The sequence below is a fragment of the Rhodococcus sp. T2V genome, assembly GCF_029269925.1.
In the GTDB taxonomy this organism is placed as follows: domain Bacteria; phylum Actinomycetota; class Actinomycetes; order Mycobacteriales; family Mycobacteriaceae; genus Rhodococcus_F; species Rhodococcus_F koreensis.
This window is the reverse complement of sequence record NZ_JARJBD010000039.1, coordinates 17,576-36,866: the sequence shown is the minus strand read 5'-3', so window position 1 is coordinate 36,866 and position 19,291 is coordinate 17,576. Positions and strand designations below refer to the sequence as shown.

18 protein-coding genes are annotated in these 19,291 nt (G+C 68.2%); 5 read left to right on the top strand and 13 right to left on the bottom strand.

Translation table 11 applies throughout. The features are described from left to right. Position 1 precedes the first annotated feature (1 nt). Positions 2-382, bottom strand: a complete 381-nt coding sequence (locus P3H15_RS28550) for a MarR family winged helix-turn-helix transcriptional regulator (RefSeq protein ID WP_072947675.1) — start codon at positions 380-382, stop codon at positions 2-4. A 64-nt stretch (positions 383-446) separates the two neighbouring features. Here P3H15_RS28550 and P3H15_RS28545 point away from each other — a divergent pair, with 64 nt between their 5' ends. Beyond that, on the top strand, positions 447-1,943 hold the full coding sequence (locus tag P3H15_RS28545) for an MFS transporter (RefSeq protein WP_276140322.1): 1,497 nt from the start codon (positions 447-449) through the stop codon (positions 1,941-1,943). Between the two features lie 47 nt (positions 1,944-1,990). Here the strand turns inward: P3H15_RS28545 and P3H15_RS28540 are convergent, their stop codons facing one another. The 3 genes from P3H15_RS28540 to P3H15_RS28530 form a co-directional block, all read right to left on the bottom strand. Further along, positions 1,991-2,962 (bottom strand): alpha/beta hydrolase, encoded by a 972-nt coding sequence (locus P3H15_RS28540; protein ID WP_276140321.1) that lies wholly within the window; start codon positions 2,960-2,962, stop codon positions 1,991-1,993. A 115-nt stretch (positions 2,963-3,077) separates the two neighbouring features. Then, the gene (locus tag P3H15_RS28535; RefSeq protein ID WP_276140320.1) at positions 3,078-3,629 is read right to left on the bottom strand and encodes a gluconokinase; all 552 of its coding nucleotides are present in this window, start codon (positions 3,627-3,629) and stop codon (positions 3,078-3,080) included. A gap of 33 nt (positions 3,630-3,662) precedes the next feature. Then, positions 3,663-5,057: a GntP family permease gene (locus P3H15_RS28530; protein ID WP_276140319.1), complete on the bottom strand. Its 1,395-nt coding sequence runs from the start codon at positions 5,055-5,057 to the stop codon at positions 3,663-3,665. Between the two features lie 167 nt (positions 5,058-5,224). On the opposite strand from P3H15_RS28530, the gene P3H15_RS28525 reads away from it, so the two are divergent. Next, complete coding sequence (locus P3H15_RS28525) at positions 5,225-5,956, top strand: FadR/GntR family transcriptional regulator (RefSeq protein ID WP_276140318.1); 732 nt, start codon at positions 5,225-5,227, stop codon at positions 5,954-5,956. A gap of 36 nt (positions 5,957-5,992) precedes the next feature. Here the strand turns inward: P3H15_RS28525 and P3H15_RS28520 are convergent, their stop codons facing one another. The 5 genes from P3H15_RS28520 to zwf form a co-directional block, all read right to left on the bottom strand. Further along, positions 5,993-7,444, bottom strand: a complete 1,452-nt coding sequence (locus tag P3H15_RS28520; protein WP_276140317.1) for a sugar porter family MFS transporter — start codon at positions 7,442-7,444, stop codon at positions 5,993-5,995. 227 nt (positions 7,445-7,671) lie between these two features. Then, on the bottom strand, positions 7,672-8,850 hold the full coding sequence (locus P3H15_RS28515; RefSeq protein ID WP_276140316.1) for an ROK family transcriptional regulator: 1,179 nt from the start codon (positions 8,848-8,850) through the stop codon (positions 7,672-7,674). A gap of 28 nt (positions 8,851-8,878) precedes the next feature. Further along, a complete protein-coding gene (gene eda, locus P3H15_RS28510) occupies positions 8,879-9,505 on the bottom strand; it encodes a bifunctional 4-hydroxy-2-oxoglutarate aldolase/2-dehydro-3-deoxy-phosphogluconate aldolase (RefSeq protein WP_276140315.1) in 627 nt (208 codons plus the stop codon). Positions 9,506-9,515: 10 nt separating this feature from the next. After that, entirely contained in the window at positions 9,516-11,369 is a 1,854-nt protein-coding gene (edd, locus tag P3H15_RS28505; protein WP_276140314.1) for a phosphogluconate dehydratase, read from the bottom strand. Then, a complete protein-coding gene (gene zwf / locus P3H15_RS28500) occupies positions 11,366-12,844 on the bottom strand; it encodes a glucose-6-phosphate dehydrogenase (protein ID WP_276140313.1) in 1,479 nt (492 codons plus the stop codon). The genes edd and zwf overlap by 4 nt, the downstream gene beginning before the upstream one ends. A gap of 151 nt (positions 12,845-12,995) precedes the next feature. On the opposite strand from zwf, the gene P3H15_RS28495 reads away from it, so the two are divergent. Next, complete coding sequence (locus tag P3H15_RS28495) at positions 12,996-14,183, top strand: ROK family protein (protein ID WP_276140312.1); 1,188 nt, start codon at positions 12,996-12,998, stop codon at positions 14,181-14,183. A gap of 66 nt (positions 14,184-14,249) precedes the next feature. On the opposite strand, the gene catC is transcribed toward P3H15_RS28495, so the two are convergent. Genes catC through catA form a run of 3 tightly spaced genes read right to left on the bottom strand, consistent with a single transcriptional unit; the run spans position 14,250 to position 16,540 of the window. Continuing rightward, on the bottom strand, positions 14,250-14,531 hold the full coding sequence (gene catC / locus P3H15_RS28490; protein WP_072947638.1) for a muconolactone Delta-isomerase: 282 nt from the start codon (positions 14,529-14,531) through the stop codon (positions 14,250-14,252). 15 nt (positions 14,532-14,546) lie between these two features. Further along, a complete protein-coding gene (locus P3H15_RS28485; RefSeq protein ID WP_276140311.1) occupies positions 14,547-15,668 on the bottom strand; it encodes a muconate/chloromuconate family cycloisomerase in 1,122 nt (373 codons plus the stop codon). Positions 15,669-15,697: 29 nt separating this feature from the next. Beyond that, a complete protein-coding gene (gene catA, locus P3H15_RS28480) occupies positions 15,698-16,540 on the bottom strand; it encodes a catechol 1,2-dioxygenase (protein ID WP_276140310.1) in 843 nt (280 codons plus the stop codon). A 206-nt stretch (positions 16,541-16,746) separates the two neighbouring features. On the opposite strand from catA, the gene P3H15_RS28475 reads away from it, so the two are divergent. After that, a complete protein-coding gene (locus tag P3H15_RS28475; RefSeq protein WP_276140309.1) occupies positions 16,747-17,517 on the top strand; it encodes an IclR family transcriptional regulator C-terminal domain-containing protein in 771 nt (256 codons plus the stop codon). A 14-nt stretch (positions 17,518-17,531) separates the two neighbouring features. Here the strand turns inward: P3H15_RS28475 and P3H15_RS28470 are convergent, their stop codons facing one another. Then, a complete protein-coding gene (locus tag P3H15_RS28470; protein WP_276140308.1) occupies positions 17,532-18,071 on the bottom strand; it encodes an intradiol ring-cleavage dioxygenase in 540 nt (179 codons plus the stop codon). Between the two features lie 233 nt (positions 18,072-18,304). On the opposite strand from P3H15_RS28470, the gene P3H15_RS28465 reads away from it, so the two are divergent. Continuing rightward, positions 18,305-19,252 (top strand): acyl-CoA thioesterase, encoded by a 948-nt coding sequence (locus P3H15_RS28465; RefSeq protein ID WP_276140307.1) that lies wholly within the window; start codon positions 18,305-18,307, stop codon positions 19,250-19,252. The last annotated feature ends 39 nt before the right edge of the window (positions 19,253-19,291 follow it).

The window sequence follows — 19,291 nt, the reverse complement described above, 5'->3', positions numbered from 1 at the left end:
ATCAGGTTGCTTCCGAAAGTCTTTCGGTGAGTACGCCCAGCTGAATCTTCTTGGCGTCGGCGTGTACCTCGCGGCCGGCGTCGGTGACGTCGACGAAGACGCCGCGCCGGTCCGCCTCGCACAGCGCTCTGGCGACCAGGCCCGCCTTCTCCAGCCGGGCCACGCTCCGGGACAGCGCACTGGGGCTGAGGTACATCTCGGCCGCCAGGTCCTGCATCCGTGGCCGGTCGCAGGTGGTGTCCATCAGTCGGTCGAGTGTCTCGAAATCGCTCATGCTCAGGCCGTGCGCGTGTTGCATCTCACGATCCAACTCGCAGGCGATCGAGTTGTATCGGCTCGCGAGCAGCCGCCACGTGCCGCGCAGGTCCGCTTCTGAGCTCATGATCCGCACCCTAGCGCGCGCACGAAAAACGTGCAAGCGAATTAAATGCAAACGAAATTAGTGCTTGCGCATTGATTGCACGTGCATCTACATTCTCCCTGTGACTATCAGCGATGCCACCCCGGACCTCGCCATCTCGTCGGGCGCCACCACCGCCCCGTCGACCGACCAGGCCTGGACTCCCCGCCTCTGGGGCGTCCTGGCCGTGCTGTGCCTCGTGATGTTCCTCGACGGTCTCGACGTCTCGATGGTGGGTGTTGCATTGCCCTCCATCGGAACCGAACTCGGGCTGTCGACCACCTCGCTGCAATGGATCATCAACGGATACGTCCTCGGATTCGGTGGTCTGCTGCTGCTGGGCGGACGCACCGCCGATCTCCTCGGACGCCGCCGCGTCTTCCTGATCGCGCTGACCGTGTTCGCGATCGCGTCCCTGGTCGGCGGACTCGTCGACAACGGCACGCTGCTCATCGCGAGCCGCTTCGTGAAGGGACTCGCCGCCGCGTTCACCGCGCCGACCGCGATGTCGATCCTCACCACCACGTTCAAGGAGGGGCCCGCCCGCAACCGGGCGCTGTCGATCTTCTCCGTCTTCGGAGCCAGCGGCTATTCGTCCGGACTGATCCTGGGCGGGCTGCTGACCAGCGCCGGGTGGCGTTGGACGTTCCTGATGCCGGTGCCGTTCGCGGTGCTCGCCCTGGTCGCAGGCGCCGCCCTGATCCCCCGCGACCGTGCCGCCGACACAGGCGGACACGACATCGTCGGAGCCGCCACGCTGGTGTCGGGCATGCTGCTCGCGGTCTACACCGTCGTGTCGGCGCCGGCCCGCGGCTGGGCCGATCCGCTCACGCTGGGCTCGTTCGCACTGGCCACCGCCCTGTTGGCGTCGTTCTTCGTCGTGGAAAACCGGGTCGCGCACCCGCTCGTGCGGCTGAGCATTCTGCGGGTCGGTTCGATCGTGCGGGCGAACCTCAGCATCGTCGCGCTGTTCGGCTCCTACCTGAGCTTCCAGTTCATGATGACGATCTTCCTGCAGTCGGTGCTCGGCTGGTCGCCGCTGGAGATGGCGCTGGGGCTTCTCCCCGCGGGCATCATCGTGGCCTTCGGATCGCCGTTCGTGGGCCGTCTGATCGACGCGTTCGGCACTGCCCGCATGATCATCGCGGCACTCACGTCGCTGAGTCTCGGCTACCTGTGGTTCCTCTTCGCCGGGAGCGATCAGCCGAACTACACGATCGCGATCCTGCCGAGCGTGGTGCTGCTGGGCGTCGGTTTCGCGCTGGGCTTCACATCGATCATGGCCCAGGCCACGTCGGGTGTCGACGACTCCGAGCAGGGGCTCGCGTCGGGGCTCGTGCAGACGTCCGCACAGGTCGGTGCCGCGCTCGTGCTGGCGCTGACCACCGCGCTCGTCACCGCAGGCTCACACACCGCCACCGGCATCAGCGACGCCGGATTCCACCAGTTCCACTCCGGCCTCGTGCTCGTCACGGGAGTCGCTCTGCTGGGACTGCTGATCACGGTGTCACCGCTGCTGCGCAGGGTGCTCAACCCCGCATAGTCCGCGGACGGCGGAACGGGTGGGCACAGGCCCACCCGTTCTGCCGTTCAGGCCGAGTGCCGCTTCGGCTCCGTGAGTGCGCGGGACGCGAAGTCGACAGTGAGCCCGATGATCGTGCGGCTTTCCCGCAGCACCTTGCCGATCACCGGGAACGCGTGGATCTGTCCACTCCAGATGTGGGTCTCGATCTGCCGTCCCTCTCGATCGAACCGGTCGGTGATGATCTCGACGTCGGGCCGCATGATCTCGTACTCGGCGGCGGTGAGGAAGACCGGCGGGAACAGTGCGGGATCCGCGTTCACGGGCGACTGGGCGCCGGGAATCTGGTCGGGCCCGGCCAGCCAGCGGTCCTTCAGCTTCGCCACCTGCGACATCGGCAGGTACGCGTCGCGCTTCATGAAATCGGGGTCGTGATCCTCGAGGTCGAGGTTGAGCAGCGGGGAGTATCCGATGACGGCCGCCGGCCGGGTGATGCCCCGCAGCGCGGCGACTTCGGCGACCTTCATCGCGAGGTACCCGCCCGCCGAATCCCCCGCGACGATCACCCTGCTGGGGTCGTCGCAGACCTTCAGCACCTCGGTGTATGCGGTCATGGCGTCCACCAGCGACGCCCCGATCGCCCCATTGGGGAGCTGCCGGTACTCGACCGAGACGACGGGCGCACCCGACCGCGCGGCGAGCAGTCCGCACAGCGCCCGGTGGGTGGCGAGCCCGCAGAACACGAATCCGCCGCCGTGGAAGTAGAGGATGGTGGCGCCGTCCATCGAGGTGACGGTGGGCCGCGGGTGGGTGATCTTCTCGCACGGCACCCCGCCGAGCGAGATCGCCTCGATGTCGAGTCCCTTCGGCTTGGGTAGCCGGTCGATCAACTCGTCGAGAGCCGCGAGTAGTTCGATGCCGCGGTCCGTCGTCGGCCACATCGTGAACAGCGGTTTGACGAAAGCCCTGGCGAACCAGAACGTCATGCGCGCCCGCCCACTGACATCCCAGTGCCACACGATCGATCCACGCGTTCGCATACTGCCCTCCGTTGTCGGACGCGTCCAGCTAACTGAACAGACCTCACGCCACGGTAAGTCGAAGCCGCCCGTCACCGAGCGACTTCGACTGAATTGCCGTCCGATTACCGGAAGTTCACCGGCCGAGCCGCTGCTCCAGTCGAGCGATGATCTCCGACGCCACCTGCGTCGGCGATCCGCCCACGTCCACCACGATGGCGTCCTCGTCGGGTTCGATCGGCTCGAGCGTCGAGATCTGCGTGTCCAGCAACGACGGGGGCATGAAGTGGTCCAGCCGGGCGGTCAGCCGTTCGCCGATCTGCGCCCGCGACCCGGCGAGATGCACGAACACGACGTTGTCGCCGCGCAGCACGTCGCGGTAGCTGCGCTTGAGCGCCGAGCAGGTGATGACCCCGGGAAGACCGTTGTCGGTGTGGTCCCGGATCCACCCGGCGACGAGATCGAGCCACGGCCAGCGGTCCTCGTCGGTCAGCGGTTGCCCCGACGCCATCTTCGCAACATTCGCCGGTGGATGCAGCGCGTCGCCCTCCTGCAGGTCCCAGCCCATCGCGCCGGCGATGATTCCCGCGACCGTCGACTTCCCGGAGCCGGACACGCCCATCAGCACCAGGACGGGATCCGCGGTCTGCGGCGTGCGTCCTACCGGTTCGCGCGTACTCACGTGCATCTCACCAACCTCACTCGACATTCTCGACCCCCTTTAGATGAACACGCTCAGCGCGAGGACACCGGCCAGACCGGTGACGGAGATGATGCACTCCATCACCGTCCACGTCTTCAGGTTCTGCACCACCGTGACCCCGAGGTATTCCTTCACGAGCCAGAATCCCGCGTCGTTGACGTGCGACAGGAACAGCGAGCCGGAGCCGATCGCGAGCACCATCAGCGAGACGTGCGTGGACGTCAGCTCGGCGGCGACGGGCGCAAGGATGCCGGACGCGGTGACGGTCGCGACAGTGGCCGATCCGGTGGCGACACGGATCAGCACGGCCACGAGCCAGGCGAGGAACAGGACGGGAAGTGCGCTGCCCTTGATCGCTTCGGCGATCACGTCGGCGATGCCGGTGTCGATCAGGACCTGCTTGAATCCGCCGCCCGCGCCGACGATGAGGAGGATTCCGGCGATCGGGGGCAGCGAACTCTCCAGCGACGCCGCGATGGCGTTGCGGTCCATGCCGCCGCCCCGGCCGAGGAGCAGCATTCCGGCGAGCACCGCGAGTCCGAGGGCCACGACCGGCGTTCCGAGGAAGTCGAGCAGCGCCTTCGCGGGCGACTCCGAGCCGGCGGCGACGACGTCCGCAACAGCCTTGCCCAGCATCAGGACGACCGGGAGCAGGATGGCGGACAGGGTGGCCGCGAAGCTGGGGCGGCGACGCTCCGCGGCGGCTTCGGCGCCCTCCCGGTCTTCGACGGTGACGTAGAGCTCGGGGACGGGCACGTCCACCCAGCGGGCGGCCAGCTTGCTGAACAGCGGTCCGGCGACGATGACGGTGGGGATCGCGACGACGACGCCGAGCGCGAGGGTGAGTCCGAGGTTCGCGTCGAGCGCCGCCACCGCGACCAGCGGCCCGGGGTGGGGCGGGACGAGACCGTGCATCGCCGACAGTCCTGCCAGGGTGGGAATCGCGATGCGCATCAGCGACAGTCCCGAACGGCGCGCGACGAGAATGATGACCGGCATCAGCAGCACGAGGCCGATCTCGAAGAACATCGGCAGGCCGATCACCGCGCCGACCAGTGCCATCATCCACGGCAGCGTCCGCGGTCCGGCGCGCCCGACGAGCGTGTCGACGACACGGTCGGCGCCACCCGAATCGGCGAGCAGCTTGCCGAACATGGCACCGAAGCCGATCAGGATTCCGACGCTGCCCATCGTGGCGCCGAAGCCCTCGACGAACGATTTCACCGAGTCCGTGGCGCCGAGACCTGCGCCGATGCCGACGCCGACGGCGCCGATCGACAGTGCGAGGAACGGGTGGAGTTTGAGCCAGGTGATCAGCGCGATGATGGCGGCGACGCCGACGACGGCGGCCGTGATCAGCTGCGCGTCGGTGCCGGCGCTGTCGGCCGCTGCGAGTAGTGACGCGGTACTCATTCTGTTGCTCCAGGGAGATCGGTGTTGGCATGGCCGTTGTTCGTGACTCAGGTCACTGTGCCTCATAAACCATACGATTTCAAGCCCATGGATAATTAAGTACTACTTAGAGCGTGAAGGGTGCGCCAACGTGTGTTCAGTGGGGGAAACCGTGGGACCATCGGCGGATGACCAACGCAGAGGGCGCCGAGTACCGGCAATTGCACGAAACGGTGCTCGATCGACTCGGCGGCGACATCGTGGCCGGAGCCCTGGCACCCGGCACCCGCATTTCCGCCGACGACGTGGTCACCCAGTACTCCGTCTCCCGCACCGTCGTCCGCGAGGTGGTCCGGGTTCTCGAATCCCTCGGACTTCTGGCGGTCCGCCGTCGCGTCGGGATCACCGTGCTGGGCGAGGAGCACTGGAATTCACTGGACCCGAGCGTGATTCGCTGGAAACTCGCCGGACCGCAGCGGTTCGACCAGCTGTCGAGCCTGAGCGAATTGCGGTCGGGCATCGAACCGCTCGCCGCGCGTCTCGCGGCGACCCGGGCGACGCCGGAGCAGTGCGGGGCGCTGACGGCGGCCGTCATCGGAATGTCGGCGACGTCCCGCGCGGCGGACACGGACGCGTACCTGGCCCACGATTCCGACTTTCACCGCACACTGCTGACCGCGTCGGGCAATCCCCTGCTGCGTGCGATGTCGCAGATCGTCGTGGAGGTGCTCGAGGGCCGCACCCGGCACTCGCTGATGCCGCACGTCGCGGAGACCGAGGCGATTCGCCTGCACGGCGTGGTGGCGTCGTCCATCCAGATGGGCGACGCGGACGCGGCGGAGTCGGCCATGCGCGCGATCGTGAGCGAATCCGCGACGGCCGTCGAGCAGATGAAGGACGACGAAGACACCCGCGAGTGAGATCCTCGCGGGCGTCTTCGTGGTGGTACGGAAGGCCTACACGACCGAATCGGAGTGCATGGCTTCGAGTTCCACGCCCTTCGTCTCCTTGACCCAGCGCAGCACGAAGACCAGCGACAGCACCGCGCACACGGCGTAGAAGCCGTACGAGATTCCGAGCGAGAAGTCCTTCATGGACGGGAACGTCACGGTGATCAGCCAGTTCGCCGCCCACTGGGCGCCCGCGGCGAGCGAGAGGGCGGCGGCGCGGATGCGGTTGGGGAACGCCTCACCGAGCAGAACCCACACGACGGGGCCCCAGGACATTCCGAAGGCGACCACGAACAGGTTGGCGGCGACGAGCGCGATCGGCCCCTGCAGCCCGGTCAACTGCGGCGTCGTGACACCGTTCACGACCGTGGTGGACGCGGTTCCGAAGATGAACGCCATGGTCGCGAGCGTGACGGCCATGCCGGCGGAGCCGATGATGAGCAGCGGCCGACGGCCCACCCGGTCGATGTAGGCGATGGCGATGAGGGTGGTGGCGATGTTGACCACCGACGTGATGACCGTGATCTGCAGGGAGCTGCCCTCGTCGAAGCCCACGGCCTGCCACAGGACACTCGAGTAGTAGAAGATCACGTTGATACCGACGAACTGCTGGAAGACCGAGAGTCCGATACCGATCCACACGATCGGCATCAGGCCGAACGCGGAGCCCTTCAGGTCACGGATTGACGGCTGCGTCTCGCGGGCCAGCGTCGAACGGATGCTCTCGATCTTGAGGTCGAGGCCCTTCCCGCCGAGCAGGACCGCGAGGATGCCACGGGCCTCGGCGATGCGCCCCTGAGCGATCAGGTAGCGGGGGGATTCGGGAATCGTCAGCGACAGCAGACCGTAAGCGAGTGCGGGCACACACATCGCGAGGAACATCCACCGCCAGGCCTCGAGCCCGAACCACAGTTCTTCCTGCGATCCGCCGGCGAGCGCGGCGAGGGCGTAGTCGACCAGGAGCGAGACGAAGATGCCGGTGACGATCGCGAGTTGCTGCAGCGACCCGAGACGTCCACGCACCCGGGCGGGCGAGATCTCGGCGATGTAGGCGGGGGCGATGACCGAGGCCAGACCCACACCGATGCCGCCGACGATCCGGAACGCCACCAGCATCTCGACGTTGGCCGCGAATCCGGTGCCGATTGCGCTCAGCAGGAACATCACCGCGGCGGCCCGCATCGTGACGAGGCGTCCGTACCGGTCGGCGATCCGCCCGGCCAGCATCGCTCCCGCCGCGGCACCGAGCAGCGCCGAGGCGATCGCGAATCCGAGGAGAGCGGACTCGACCTGGAACTTGCCCTCGATCGCCGACACGGCGCCGTTGATCACTGCGCTGTCGTAGCCGAACAGCAGGCCGCCGAGTGCGGCGACGACCGCGATCCGGACGGGAACCGAAGTGCCCTCTGCGGTGTCGCCGGGCGATTCCGCGCCGGGCAACAGGACGTTTTCAGTCATGGGACTCCTCGTGAGCAAGGGGTGATCGACACTCGGATCGGGCCGAGGCCTGCGCAGAGTGCGCAGTCGTTGTGGTGTGGAACACAGTAGGCAACGAAACCACGAATCGTCAAGACATGAACATACAAAGACGTGTTTGTCCGATTTGCATTCACTAATGAACATCTGGCGCGCGAAGAGCTCAGACCTCACCCCTTGACGCGGAGCGGGAATTCAGCGGCAAACAGTCAGGCGGGAAGCGCGGACCGCAGACCCAGTGCGACGGCGCCGAGCACCTGAGCGCGGGGGCCGAGTTCGGCGACGCGGATGTCCAGGGAGCGGACCGCGCTGGGCACCGCATAACGGCCGACGACCTCACGCATCGGCCCGAGCAGCAGTTCACCGGCCAGCGCGAGTTCGCCGCCGATGACGAGTCGTTCAGGATTGACGAGGTTGCACAGGCTCGCTGCCGCGACACCCACGTGGCGCCCGGTGTCGGCGAGCACCCGGATGCAGGCGGCGTCGCCACGCTCGGCCATCGCGACGATGTCGGCGATGCTCAGATCGGGACCGCGGCTCGGGGCGAGCAGCCCGATCACGACGTGCGAGGCGACGAGGGTCTCGAGGCAGCCGCGGTTGCCGCAGCGGCACACCTGCCCGAACTCGTCGAGGGTCAGGTGGCCGATTTCGCCTGCGGTGCCGCCTCTTCCGCGGTACAGCCGGCCGTCGAGGACGAGGCCTGCGCCCACACCGTCGGACAGTTTGATGTAGGCGAGGTCGGTGGTGCCGCGGCCCGCGCCCCACATGTGTTCGGCGAGCACACCGAGGTTCGCGTCGTTGTCGACGTGCACGGCGGTGCCGAGATACTCCGACGCGATGGCGGCCGCGTCGACACCGACCCAGCCGGGGAGGATGGACGGGCCGCCGACCTCGCCCGTGTCGGTCTCGAGCGGTGCGGGCAGACCCATGCCGACCGCGAGGACGGACGTGCGGTCGCAGCCGAGTCGATCGAGGGCCGCGTCGAGAAGGGCGCCCGCCTGCACCACGCCGTCCTCCGCGCGGTGACCCGCACCGAGTTCGACGCGCTCCTCGGCGAGCACCTCGTGTGCCATGTCGGCGACGGCCACGGTGAGATGGCGGTGCCCGAAGTCGATCCCGACCGCGAGGCCCATACGGCGGGTCAGCCGCACCGCCCGGCCGCGCTGACCGGGGTGGTCGCCGCCCGGCACGGCGACCATCCCGGCCGCGGTCAATTCCTTGACCATGTTGGACACGGTGGCGGGGGCCAATCCGGTGCGACGCGCGATCTCCGCCTGGGTGAGCTCACCCGATGTCTGGAGCGCGCGGACCACACGGTGCTGGTTGGCGGATTTCAGCGAGGACTGAGAACCCGGCCGCTGGGAATCACCGTTGTCACTGTCGCGCACGATTCACCGTACCGCGCCGCGTCACGCGCTATCGGGCGAGTGCCGCCGCCTCACGTGCGAGTCCGCTGATCCGGTCCCAGTCCTGCTGCTTCACGGCGTCGGCGGGCGTGAGCCAGGATCCTCCGACGCAGCCGACGTTGGGCAGCGACAGGTAGTCGCCGACGTTCGACGTCGAGATGCCGCCGGTGGGACAGAACCGCGCGGCCGGAACGGGTGAGTGGATCGAGCCGAGGAACTTCGCGCCGCCCGACGCCTCCGCGGGGAAGAACTTGAGTTCGCGGTAGCCGTGCTCGAGCAGGAACAGCACCTCGGAGACCGTCGCCGCGCCCGGGAGGTGCGACAGTCCGGTGTCCGTCATCGCCTTCAGCAGGGTTTCGGTGCTGCCCGGGGAGACGAGGAACTGCGCTCCCGCGTCGGCCGCCTGCGCGGCCTGCACCGGTTCCACGATCGTGCCCGCGCCGACGCAGATCTCCGGCACCTCGCTCGCGATCGCCTTGATGGCGTCGAGGGCACACGGCGTCCGCAGGGTCAGTTCGATCATCGGGATGCCGCCGGCCACCAGCGCGCGGGCCACCGGCACCGCGTCGCCGAGGTCGTCCACGACGACGACGGGGATGACCGGGACGCGGTCGAGGAGGGAGGGGCTGTTCGTCACTGAATACTCCTTAGACGGGTTGGGGGTGGAAAACGCTGGCGCCCTGGGTTGCCGGTCCGACGGCGGCACGCAGGCCGGCGAAGAGTTCGCGGCCGGTGCCGACCCATTCGTCGGCACCGGGCGCACGACCGGTCGCCGGGCGGGCGGCCAGTTCCTCGTCGCCGACGTGCACGTTCACGGCGCCGGTCACGGCGTCGACGGTGAGGACGTCGCCGTCCCGCACCCGCGCGAGCGGTCCGTCCGCCGCCGCCTCGGGGGTGAGGTGGATGGCCGCGGGCACCTTCCCGGACGCACCGGACATCCGGCCGTCGGTGACCAGCGCGACCTTGCGGCCCTGGTCCTGCAGAACTCCGAGCACCGGTGTGAGCTTGTGCAATTCGGGCATGCCGTTGGCGCGCGGCCCCTGGTACCGGAGCACGGCCACGAAGTCGCCGGTCAGCGTGCCCGCCTCGTACGCGGCGAGGAAGTCGAGCTGATCGTCGAACACCCGGGCCGGGGCGGTCACCACGCGGTGGTCCGGGTGGACGGCCGACGTCTTCATCACGCACGAACCCAGATTTCCGGTGAGCATCTTGAGGCCGCCGTTGACGTCGAACGGATCTTCCGGTCCGCGCAACACGCTGGTGTCGAGGCTGATTCGGGTGCCCGGCTGCCATTCGACGCCCTCGCCGGACAGCTTCGGCTCCTCGGTGTACCGGCGGAGTCCGGCGCCGACGACGGTCTTCACGTCCTCGTGCAGCAGTCCCGCGTCCAGCATCGACGACACGACGTAGCCGAGGCCGCCCGCCGCGTGGAAGTGGTTCACGTCCGCCGAGCCGTTGGGGTAGATCCGGGCGAGCAGCGGCACCACCGCGGACAGTTCCGACAGGTCGTCCCACGTGAGGGTGATGCCTGCGGCACGGGCGATCGCCACGAGGTGCATCGTGTGGTTGGTCGACCCGCCGGTGGCGAGCAGTGCGACGCAGCCGTTGACCACGGCCTTCTCGTCCACGACCTCACCGACCGGCGTGTAGTCGTCGCCGAGCGAGGTGAGACCGGTGACGCGCTTTCCCGCCTCCCACGTGAGGGCCTCCCGCAGCGGGGTGCCCGGGTTCACGAAGCTGGATCCGGGCAGGTGCAGGCCCATGACCTCCATGAGCAGCTGGTTGGAGTTGGCCGTGCCGAAGAACGTGCAGGTGCCCACACCGTGGTACGACGCCGCCTCGGCGTCGAGCAGTTGCTCGCGGTCCGCCTTGCCCTCCGCGTACAGCTGGCGGACGCGCGACTTCTCGTTGTTGGGCAAACCGGACGTCATCGGCCCGGCGGGCACGAAGATCGTCGGCAGGTGGCCGAATCCGAGTGCGCCGATGAGCATTCCGGGCACGATCTTGTCGCACACACCGAGCATCAGGGCACCGTCGAACATGTCGTGGGACAGTCCGATCGCCGTCGCCATCGCGATGACGTCGCGGCTGAACAGCGACAGCTGCATGCCGTCGCGGCCCTGGGTGATGCCGTCGCACATGGCGGGGACGCCGCCCGCGAACTGGGCGATGCCGCCGGCCTCCATGACCGCGGCCTTGAGCTGCCGGGGGAAGTGTTCGAACGGCTGGTGCGCCGACAGCATGTCGTTGTACGACGAGACGATTGCGATGTTGGGCTTGACGAACGCGCGCAGCGCCTTCTTGTCGGCCGGGCCGGACGCCGCGAAGCCGTGCGCCAGGTTCGCGCAGGCCAGCTTGCCGCGCGCCGGACCGCGGTCGGCGGCCTGCCGGATGCGGTCGAGGTAGATCGTGCGCTCGGGCCTGCTGCGCTCGATGATGCGTTCGGTGACGGCAGCGAGGACGGGGTGTACGTCGGCGGTGGGTGTGGGCGCGTCGGTCATGCGGTAACTCCTTCGTGCCAGGCGCGGCCGTCGCGCTCGATCAGGATGGTCGCGTCGGTGGGTCCGTTGGTGCCCGCCGGGTAACGCCGCGGTCCACGCTCGGACTTCTCCCACCCGACGAGGATCTGCTCGACCCACTCCCAGGCGGCCTCCACCTCGTCGCGGCGCATGAACAGGGTCGGGTTGCCCCGGACCACGTCCATCAGCAGCCGCTCGTAGGCGTCGGGCGACGGACGCTTGAACGTTTCGATGTAGTTGAGGTCCAGCGACACCGGCTTGAGGCGGATACCGCCGGGGCCGGGTTCCTTCGCCGTCATGTGCAGACGCATGCCCTCGTGGGGCTGCAACTGGATGACCAGGCGGTTGGGTTCGCTGTGGCCTTCGCTGCCGGGGAACATGGGATGCGGGACGGGCTTGAACTGCACCACGATCTCCGAGCAGCGCCGGTCCATGCGCTTGCCGGTGCGCAGGTAGAACGGCACGCCGGCCCACCGCCAGTTCTGGATCTCGGCCTTGACGGCGATGAACGTCTCGGTGGTGCTGTCCGGGTTCTCGACGTCGTCCTGGTATCCGGGGACGGCCTTCCCGTCGGCGAGCCCGGGGCCGTACTGGCCTGCGACCGTGCAGCGTTCGACGTCCTGCGGGCTCATCGGCTTGAGGGCCTGGAGTACCTTCAGCTTCTCGTCGCGCACGGTCTCGCGGTCGACGTAGGTAGGCGGCTCCATCGCGACGAGGCAGAGCAGCTGCAGGAGGTGGTTCTGCAGCATGTCGCGCAGCGCGCCCGCCGACTCGTAGTAGCCGCCGCGGCTGCCCACACCGAGCGACTCGGCGACGTTGATCTGCACGTGGTCGATCGACGAGGAGTTCCACAGCGGCTCGAGGAACGTGTTGGCGAATCGAGTGACCAGCAGGTTCTGGACACTCTCCTTGCCGAGGTAGTGGTCGATGCGGAAGATCTGCGATTCCTCGAACACTGCGCCGACCGCGTCGTTGACGGCGCGAGCCGAGGCGAGGTCGTGGCCGATGGGCTTCTCCAGCACGACGCGGGACTGCGCGTCGGCGAGACCGTTCAAGGCGAGGTTCTCACAGATCGGCCCGAACAGGCCGGGAGCGCACGCCAGGTAGAACACCCGGATGGCGCCGTCCCGGTCGGCGAGACAGTCCTGCAGGCCCGCCCAGTTCGCCGGGTCCGCGACGTCGACGGTGACGTATTCGAGGCGATTGAGAAATCGCTCACAGGTGTCCGAATCCAGCTGATCGCCGGAGACGAACCGCGCGAGTTCTCCTCGCACCTTGTCGCGGTAGCCGTCGGTGTCGAGACCGGCTCGCGAGGCACCGATCACGCGGGTTTCGGCGGGCAGCTGACCGTCCCTGTCGCGCAGGTAGAGCGCGGGAAGCAGCTTACGAACCGCCAGGTCGCCGGTGCCGCCGAACACGACGAAATCGCACGGTTCCACGGTGGTCGCTGGTGACATGTCATCTCCCTCTGAAAGCCGGATGTGTGGGCCATCACAGACGAGAGTAGGCGACCTTTGGCTTTTGATCAATACAGACTTAAGTATTTTGACGAACAAAGATCTGAACCTTACGTTGTCAGACGCGTGTCCGGTTGGTTGAATGGCCTGCATGCGGACGCCTCGCTCGACGACCTCCCCGGCGACGGGTGGCGACGTTTTCGCCCTCATTCGCGCAGGGCTAGCCACCACCCGCACCGAGATCGGCAACCTCACCGGGCTGTCCCGCACGGCCGTCGCGGCCCGGGTGTCGTCACTGCAGGCATCGGGACTCGTCGTCGAACGCGAAGAGGGTGTGTCGACCGGCGGACGCCCGCCGGTGAAACTCTCGTTTCACGTGCAGGCCGGCGTGGTGCTGTCGGCCGCCATCGGCCGGAGCCGCACCCAGCTGGCCATCTGCGACCTCGCAGGCGACGTCATCGTCGCCGAGGACGTGGAGCAGGAAATCGGCACGAGCCCGGCCGAGCTGATGCCCGTCATCGCGAGGCGTCTCCTCGCGCTGCGCGAGGGCCTGGGCGAGACCGCGGGGCGGACGGTCGGGATCGGGATCAGTCTCCCCGGCACCGTCGACACCGAACGCGGGTGCAGCCTGAATTCCCCCATGATGTCGGGCTGGGACGGCGTCCCGCTGCAGCCGTTCCTCGCCGACGTCACCGACGCGCCCGTCTTCGTCGACAACGACGCCAACGTCATGGTCCTGGCCGAGCGGCGCGGGGAACGCCGCGACTTCGCCGACATGCTGCTCATCAAGGCGTCGACCGGCCTCGGCGCCGGACTCGTGTCCGGCGGCGTGCTGCAGCGGGGTGCCCTGGGCGCGGCGGGCGAGATCGGGCACACGAAAACCGCAGCGGCACAAGGGGTGGTGTGCCGCTGCGGTGATGTGGGATGTATCGAGGCCGTCGCCGGCGGGTGGGCGCTGGTCCGCAACCTGCAGGAGCAGGGACGCGAAGTGACGCACATCCGCGACGTGATCACCCTCGCCCTCGCCGGCGACGCCGAGGCCCGGCGGATGATCCGCGAGAGCGGGCGCCAGATCGGCGAGGTCCTGTCGGGGGCGATCAACCTCCTCAACCCGGAGGTCGTGATCGTCGGGGGCGATATGGCGCAGGCGTACGACACGTTCGTCGCCGGGCTACGCGAAACCCTGTACGGCAACGCGATCGCCGTCGCCACCCAACAGCTTCAGATCCTCCCCTGGACGCATGGGGAATTGTCGGGCGTCGTCGGCAGCGCCACCATGGCACTCGACCACGTCCTCAGCGTGCGCGCCGTGGACCAACTGCTCGCGCAGCAGAAATAGGCGGCTCCGCCGCCTGTGCGTGGTTGACGAGTCCAGAGACTCGTCAACCACGCACGGGCCGGAGGCCTACTTGACGTCGGAACCGTGCCGGGTGAGCGGCATGATCTCGATCTTCATGTACGGGAACAGTGGAAGGTTCCACAGGATCTCGTGCAGCTCGTCGGCCGACTCGACGTCGAAGATGCTGATGTTGCTGTACTGACCGACGATCCGCCAGATCTCGGGCCACTTGCCGGAGCGCTGGAGCTCCTGCGAGTAGGCCTTCTCCTTCGCGATCGTCTCGTCCCGGACCTTCGGGTCGAGGTCGCGGGGAATGGCGACGTCCATGCGCACGTGAAAGAGTGCCATCGGGTGGTGTCCTCCTCAGTTCCTGGTCCAGGTCTTGACTGCGTCCATGTTGAGTTCGACTCCGAGTCCGGGGCCTTCGGGCAGGGACACCTGGCCGTCGGCGTAGCGGAGCGGTTCCTGCAGCAGTTCCTCGCTGAACAGCAGGGGCCCGAACAGTTCGGTGCCGAAGTTGATGCCGGGCTCGGCGCAGGCGAACTGAATGGACGCCGCGGTCCCGATCGGGCCTTCGATGGACGTGGCTCCGTGGCAGGCGATTCCGGCGGCCTTCGCGATGGCGACCACTTCGCGGCTCTTGGCGAGCCCACCGCACTTGGTGGTCTTGAGCGCGATGACGTCGGCGGCGCCGCGGCGGGCGACCTCGAGCGCGTCGTGCGGAGTCTGGACACTCTCGTCGGCCATCACCGGGACGGGGACGAGACGGTTCAGCTCGGCGAGGACCTCGAGTTGCTCACCGGGTGTGGGCTGCTCGATCAGTTCGACGCCGCCGTCGACGAGGCGGGGCACGTACTTCAGCGCGGTCAGCCGGTCCCATCGGGCGTTGACGTCGATCCGGACGCCGGCCTTGCCCTCGAGGGCCTGGGCGATCCGGACCACCCGCGCCGTGTCGACGGCGGGGTCGAGCGCGCCCATCTTCAGCTTGAAACTGAAGTGCCGCTTCGACTCGACGAGGCCCAGTGCCTCCTCGATGATCTCCTCGGCGGGTGCGGCGCCGAGAGCCCAGGTGACGTCGACACCTTTTCGGAAGGCGCCACCGAGCAGCGTGTGCACGGGCACACCCAGGCTGCGCGCCCAGGCGTCGTGCAACGCGACGTCGACGGCGGCCTTCGCGAAACGTGCGTTCGCGACCACCCTTTCGATGTCCGACATGATGCCGGTGATCTCGTCGACACGCCGCCCCAGTAGGACCGGGGCGATGTACTTCTCGATGATCGCCTGCATCGTCTCCACCGACTCGCCGCCCCACCAGGGGCCGCCGGGGACGACGCCCTCGCCGTGGCCGGTCACGCCGCCCGCGGTCTCGACCGCGACCAGCAGGAGCGGTTGCGCGGTCATCGACGTGGTCGCGAACTTGTGGGGACGCACCAGCGGCACATCGAGGATCGTCGTTTCGACGGAGACGATCGACAGGTCGGTCATCGGATCACTTTCTGTACGGGTGGAACGGGTCACGCGGGGTCGAGCACGAAGTTGTAGGTGACGTAGTTCTTGCCGTCGTCGCCGGTCTTCGGGTCGAGGATCAGTTCCGGCTTGGTGGCCGACGCGACGTCGCTGTCGATCCACTCGCCGCCCTTGAAGTACAGCTGCGTGGTGACCGACTCTTTGCCGGGCGCCGACACGATGAGGTGCAGGTGCGCGGGACGCCACGGGTGGCCGTTCTGGGCCTCGATGAACTGGCCGGTCGGGCCGTCGGTCGGGATCTGGTAGGGCGCAGGCTGGATCGTGGTGATCTCGTAGCGGCCCTCGTCGTCGGCGATGATCGTGCCCCGCAGGTTCCACTCGGGCAGGTGCGGTGCGAACTGCGAGTAGTAGCCGTCGTTGTCGGCGTGCCACAGTTCGACTTTCGCGCCGGCGAGACCGTTGCCGTCGAGGTCGGTGACCTGGCCGGCGAAGACGAGCGGGGTGATCTTCCGGTCCTCGTCCCGCATCGGCAGGGTGCACGTGGACGGCAGTTCCGGCGAGTTCTCGATGTAGTACGGGCCTTCGATGCTGCCCTTGGTGCCCTTGCGGGAGCGGGCGAGGACCTCTTCGACGGAGTGCTCGATGAACACGTCGAGGAACAGCGGCCATTCGCCGCCCTCGCCGACGTCGATGAGCCACTGCTTGAACACGCGGTACTCGGGGTAGGTGACGCCGTGCTTCAGGATCACGTCGTTGAGCGCGCCGAGGGCGTCCTTGGCGATCGCCGCGAGCCGCTCGGGCGAGGTGTCGGCGCTGACGCGCTCGGCCTTGAACTTGTCGGTGGCGGCGGAGCCGGATCCGGCTGCGGTGGGGCTCTCGGTGGTGGTCATCGTTTCTCCTCGGGCTGAAGGAATTCGGACAGGGCTGGTATCGAGTTCTGGGCGACGCGGTGGGTGTTCACACGCCGGAAGGCCTTGCTTCTGTACGCTGTGCGTACTAACATCACGCTGTGCGTACACCACTACTGTGCGCGCAGTCACATTGAAATGTCAACCCCGAGTCCGAAGAAGCACACGAATCGCTGGTGGAGGCCGCAATGACCGAGAGCGATCGCGATTACATCCAGAGCATCGAGCGCGGTTTCGCCGTGCTGCTGGCCTTCGACGCCCAGCGCCCGAACCCGACGCTCGCCGAACTCGCGACCGAAGCGGGACTGTCGCGCCCCGCCGTCCGCCGGATCCTGCTCACCCTGCAGAAGCTGGGGTACGTCGCGGGGGCGGGAGGCCGGTGGTCGCTCACCCCTCGCGTGCTCAGCATCGGACAGCACTACTCGGAGTCGCATGCGCTCATCGAGGCCGCGATGCCCCGGCTGCTCGAGGTGGCCGAGAAGACCCAGGAGTCCGCGTCGCTCGGCGTGCTCGACGGCGCCGACGTGGTCTACGCGGCGCGCGTCCCCGTCCGGCGGATCATGAGCATCAACGTCTCCGTGGGCACCCGCGTCCCCGCGTACGCCACGTCCATGGGCCGCGCCCTCCTCGCCTGGGCTCCCACCGATGTCGTCGAGCGGGTGGTCGCCGAGTCCACGTTCCAGAAGCTGGGGCCGGAGACCATCGGCTCCGCGGCCGAACTCGACCGCGAACTCGCGAAGGTCCGAGAGCAGGGCTTCGCCCTGACGGCCGAGGAACTGGAGAAGGGGCTGATCTCGCTCGCCGCACCGGTCCGCGACGCCGGCGGCACGGTGGTCGGCGTGGTCGCGTGCTCCACGTCGTCCGCGCGCAACACTCCGGCGCAGTTCCGTGAACAGGCCGTTCCGTGCGTCCTCGCCGCCGCGGCCGCCCTGAGCGCGGACATGGGTTACGCCGGCTGACGGCGGCACACCGATCAGATCGGATCGAGCACGAAGTCGCAGGAGACCACTCCGCCGGCACCGACGTCGACGAGCGTCTCGACGGCGGAACCGCCCACTTCCCTCGACGCGCCGGGTGCAGGCACCAGCCTCGTCGCGAGCGGGCGGAACCCGCGCGCGTGCACGATCACGTTGAGGTGCCCCACGTCGGCATCGCCTCGGGCGCTGGAGAATTCGCACGGCGCGGGTTGCACCGTCGAGATGTCGAAGCGACCACCCGCGCACGTGACGACGATGCCGCGCAGGTTGTTGCGGAGGATCTCCACGGAGTACCCGGAATAGCATCCGTCGGCGTCCGCGTGCCAGATCTCGATCTCCGCACCCGACAGCGGTTCGCCGGTGCGGGACCGGACGACGCCCGTCATCCGCAGCGGCGTTCCGGGTTCGCCGGGCAGTGCCGCGAGGTTCGCGGTCCACGGCAGCACCCGCTGCGCGGGGAGGTAGAACTCCCGGTCCACGTAGTCAAGGCAGGCCCGGTCCGCCCGGGGTGCGGTCGTCGTCGACGTCGAAGTCATCACCTGATCCGATCACTCGTGCACGCTGTGCGTACACAGGGAACGCTGTGCGGTCGTGATCGAGTGTGCGCGCAGTCACAGGCGTTCGTCAACTGCGCGCCGTTCACATCGCGGACGGGCCGGTACGGGGCAACTGTGGGATAATTTCCCGGCCACCGGCGGACAACGACGTTTCGCCGTCGCCCGGTGCGCGCCCTCGCGCCGGCCACGTCGAATACCCGAGGAACACATCGATGAGCACCCCTCCCCGCAGCATCACCCTCCGCTTCCTCGCCGCACCCACCGAGGTCGCGACGCTCGGAGGCGCAGTCCAGGGCGGCCGCATCCTCGAATGGATCGACAAGGCCGCGTACGCCTGCGCGGTCGGCTGGAGCGGGAGTTACTGCGTCACCGCGTACGTCGGAAACATCAAATTCACCCGGTCCATCGAGTCCGGACATCTCGTGGAGGTCGAAGCGCGCCTCGTCCACACCGGGCGCTCCAGCATGCACATCCAGTGCACGGTCTCGTCCGCCGACCCGCGGACCGGCCAGTTCACCGAGGCCAGCAACTGCCTGATCATCTTCGTGGCCGTCGACGACTCCGGAAAGCCGACGACCGTGCCGCCGTGGAAGCCCGTCACCGCCGCCGACCACGCCGAGTCCGAGGAGGCGGTCATGCGCATCGGCCTGCGGGCCGACATCGAAGAGGCGATGAGCAAGCAGAGCTACACCGACGCGGGCACCGCACCGGAATCGCTGACCCGCTTCCTGGCCGCGCCCACCGACGTCAACTGGGGCGGCAAGACGCACGGCGGGACCGTGATGCGCTGGATCGACGAGGCCGCCTACCTGTGCGGCACGTCATGGAACGGCACCCCGTGCGTCTCCGTGTACGCCGGCGGTGTCCGGTTCTACCGCCCGATCCAGATCGGGCACGTCGTCGAGGTCGACGCCCGCCTGCTGCACACGGGCGCGCAGACCATGCACATCTCGGTGCACGTGCGGTCGGGCGATCCGCGCACCCGGGAAATGAACCTCACCACCCACTGCCTCACCGTCGTCGCCGCTGTCGACGACGACGGCGCGGCCACGGCTGCGCGGCAGTGGGTTCCGCAGTCCGACGAGGATCGCAAGCTGGAGGCGCACGCCCGCGAACTCATCGCCCTCCGCGACCGGGCGCGAATCGGCGCCCTCGCGTAACCCGCCCGGGTAGCGTCACGGGAAAAGGTCTACCCGCGG

Coding starts and splice junctions, on each gene's coding strand:
- P3H15_RS28550 (WP_072947675.1), bottom strand. CDS start 382: ATGAGCTCAGAAGCGGACCTGCGCGGCACGTGGCGGCTGCTCGCGAGC.
- P3H15_RS28540 (WP_276140321.1), bottom strand. CDS start 2,962: ATGCGAACGCGTGGATCGATCGTGTGGCACTGGGATGTCAGTGGGCGG.
- P3H15_RS28535 (WP_276140320.1), bottom strand. CDS start 3,629: ATGCACGTGAGTACGCGCGAACCGGTAGGACGCACGCCGCAGACCGCG.
- P3H15_RS28530 (WP_276140319.1), bottom strand. CDS start 5,057: ATGAGTACCGCGTCACTACTCGCAGCGGCCGACAGCGCCGGCACCGAC.
- P3H15_RS28525 (WP_276140318.1), top strand. CDS start 5,225: ATGACCAACGCAGAGGGCGCCGAGTACCGGCAATTGCACGAAACGGTG.
- P3H15_RS28520 (WP_276140317.1), bottom strand. CDS start 7,444: ATGACTGAAAACGTCCTGTTGCCCGGCGCGGAATCGCCCGGCGACACC.
- edd (WP_276140314.1), bottom strand. CDS start 11,369: ATGACCGACGCGCCCACACCCACCGCCGACGTACACCCCGTCCTCGCT.
- zwf (WP_276140313.1), bottom strand. CDS start 12,844: ATGTCACCAGCGACCACCGTGGAACCGTGCGATTTCGTCGTGTTCGGC.
- P3H15_RS28495 (WP_276140312.1), top strand. CDS start 12,996: ATGCGGACGCCTCGCTCGACGACCTCCCCGGCGACGGGTGGCGACGTT.
- catC (WP_072947638.1), bottom strand. CDS start 14,531: ATGGCACTCTTTCACGTGCGCATGGACGTCGCCATTCCCCGCGACCTC.
- P3H15_RS28485 (WP_276140311.1), bottom strand. CDS start 15,668: ATGACCGACCTGTCGATCGTCTCCGTCGAAACGACGATCCTCGATGTG.
- catA (WP_276140310.1), bottom strand. CDS start 16,540: ATGACCACCACCGAGAGCCCCACCGCAGCCGGATCCGGCTCCGCCGCC.
- P3H15_RS28475 (WP_276140309.1), top strand. CDS start 16,747: ATGACCGAGAGCGATCGCGATTACATCCAGAGCATCGAGCGCGGTTTC.
- P3H15_RS28470 (WP_276140308.1), bottom strand. CDS start 18,071: ATGACTTCGACGTCGACGACGACCGCACCCCGGGCGGACCGGGCCTGC.
- P3H15_RS28465 (WP_276140307.1), top strand. CDS start 18,305: ATGAGCACCCCTCCCCGCAGCATCACCCTCCGCTTCCTCGCCGCACCC.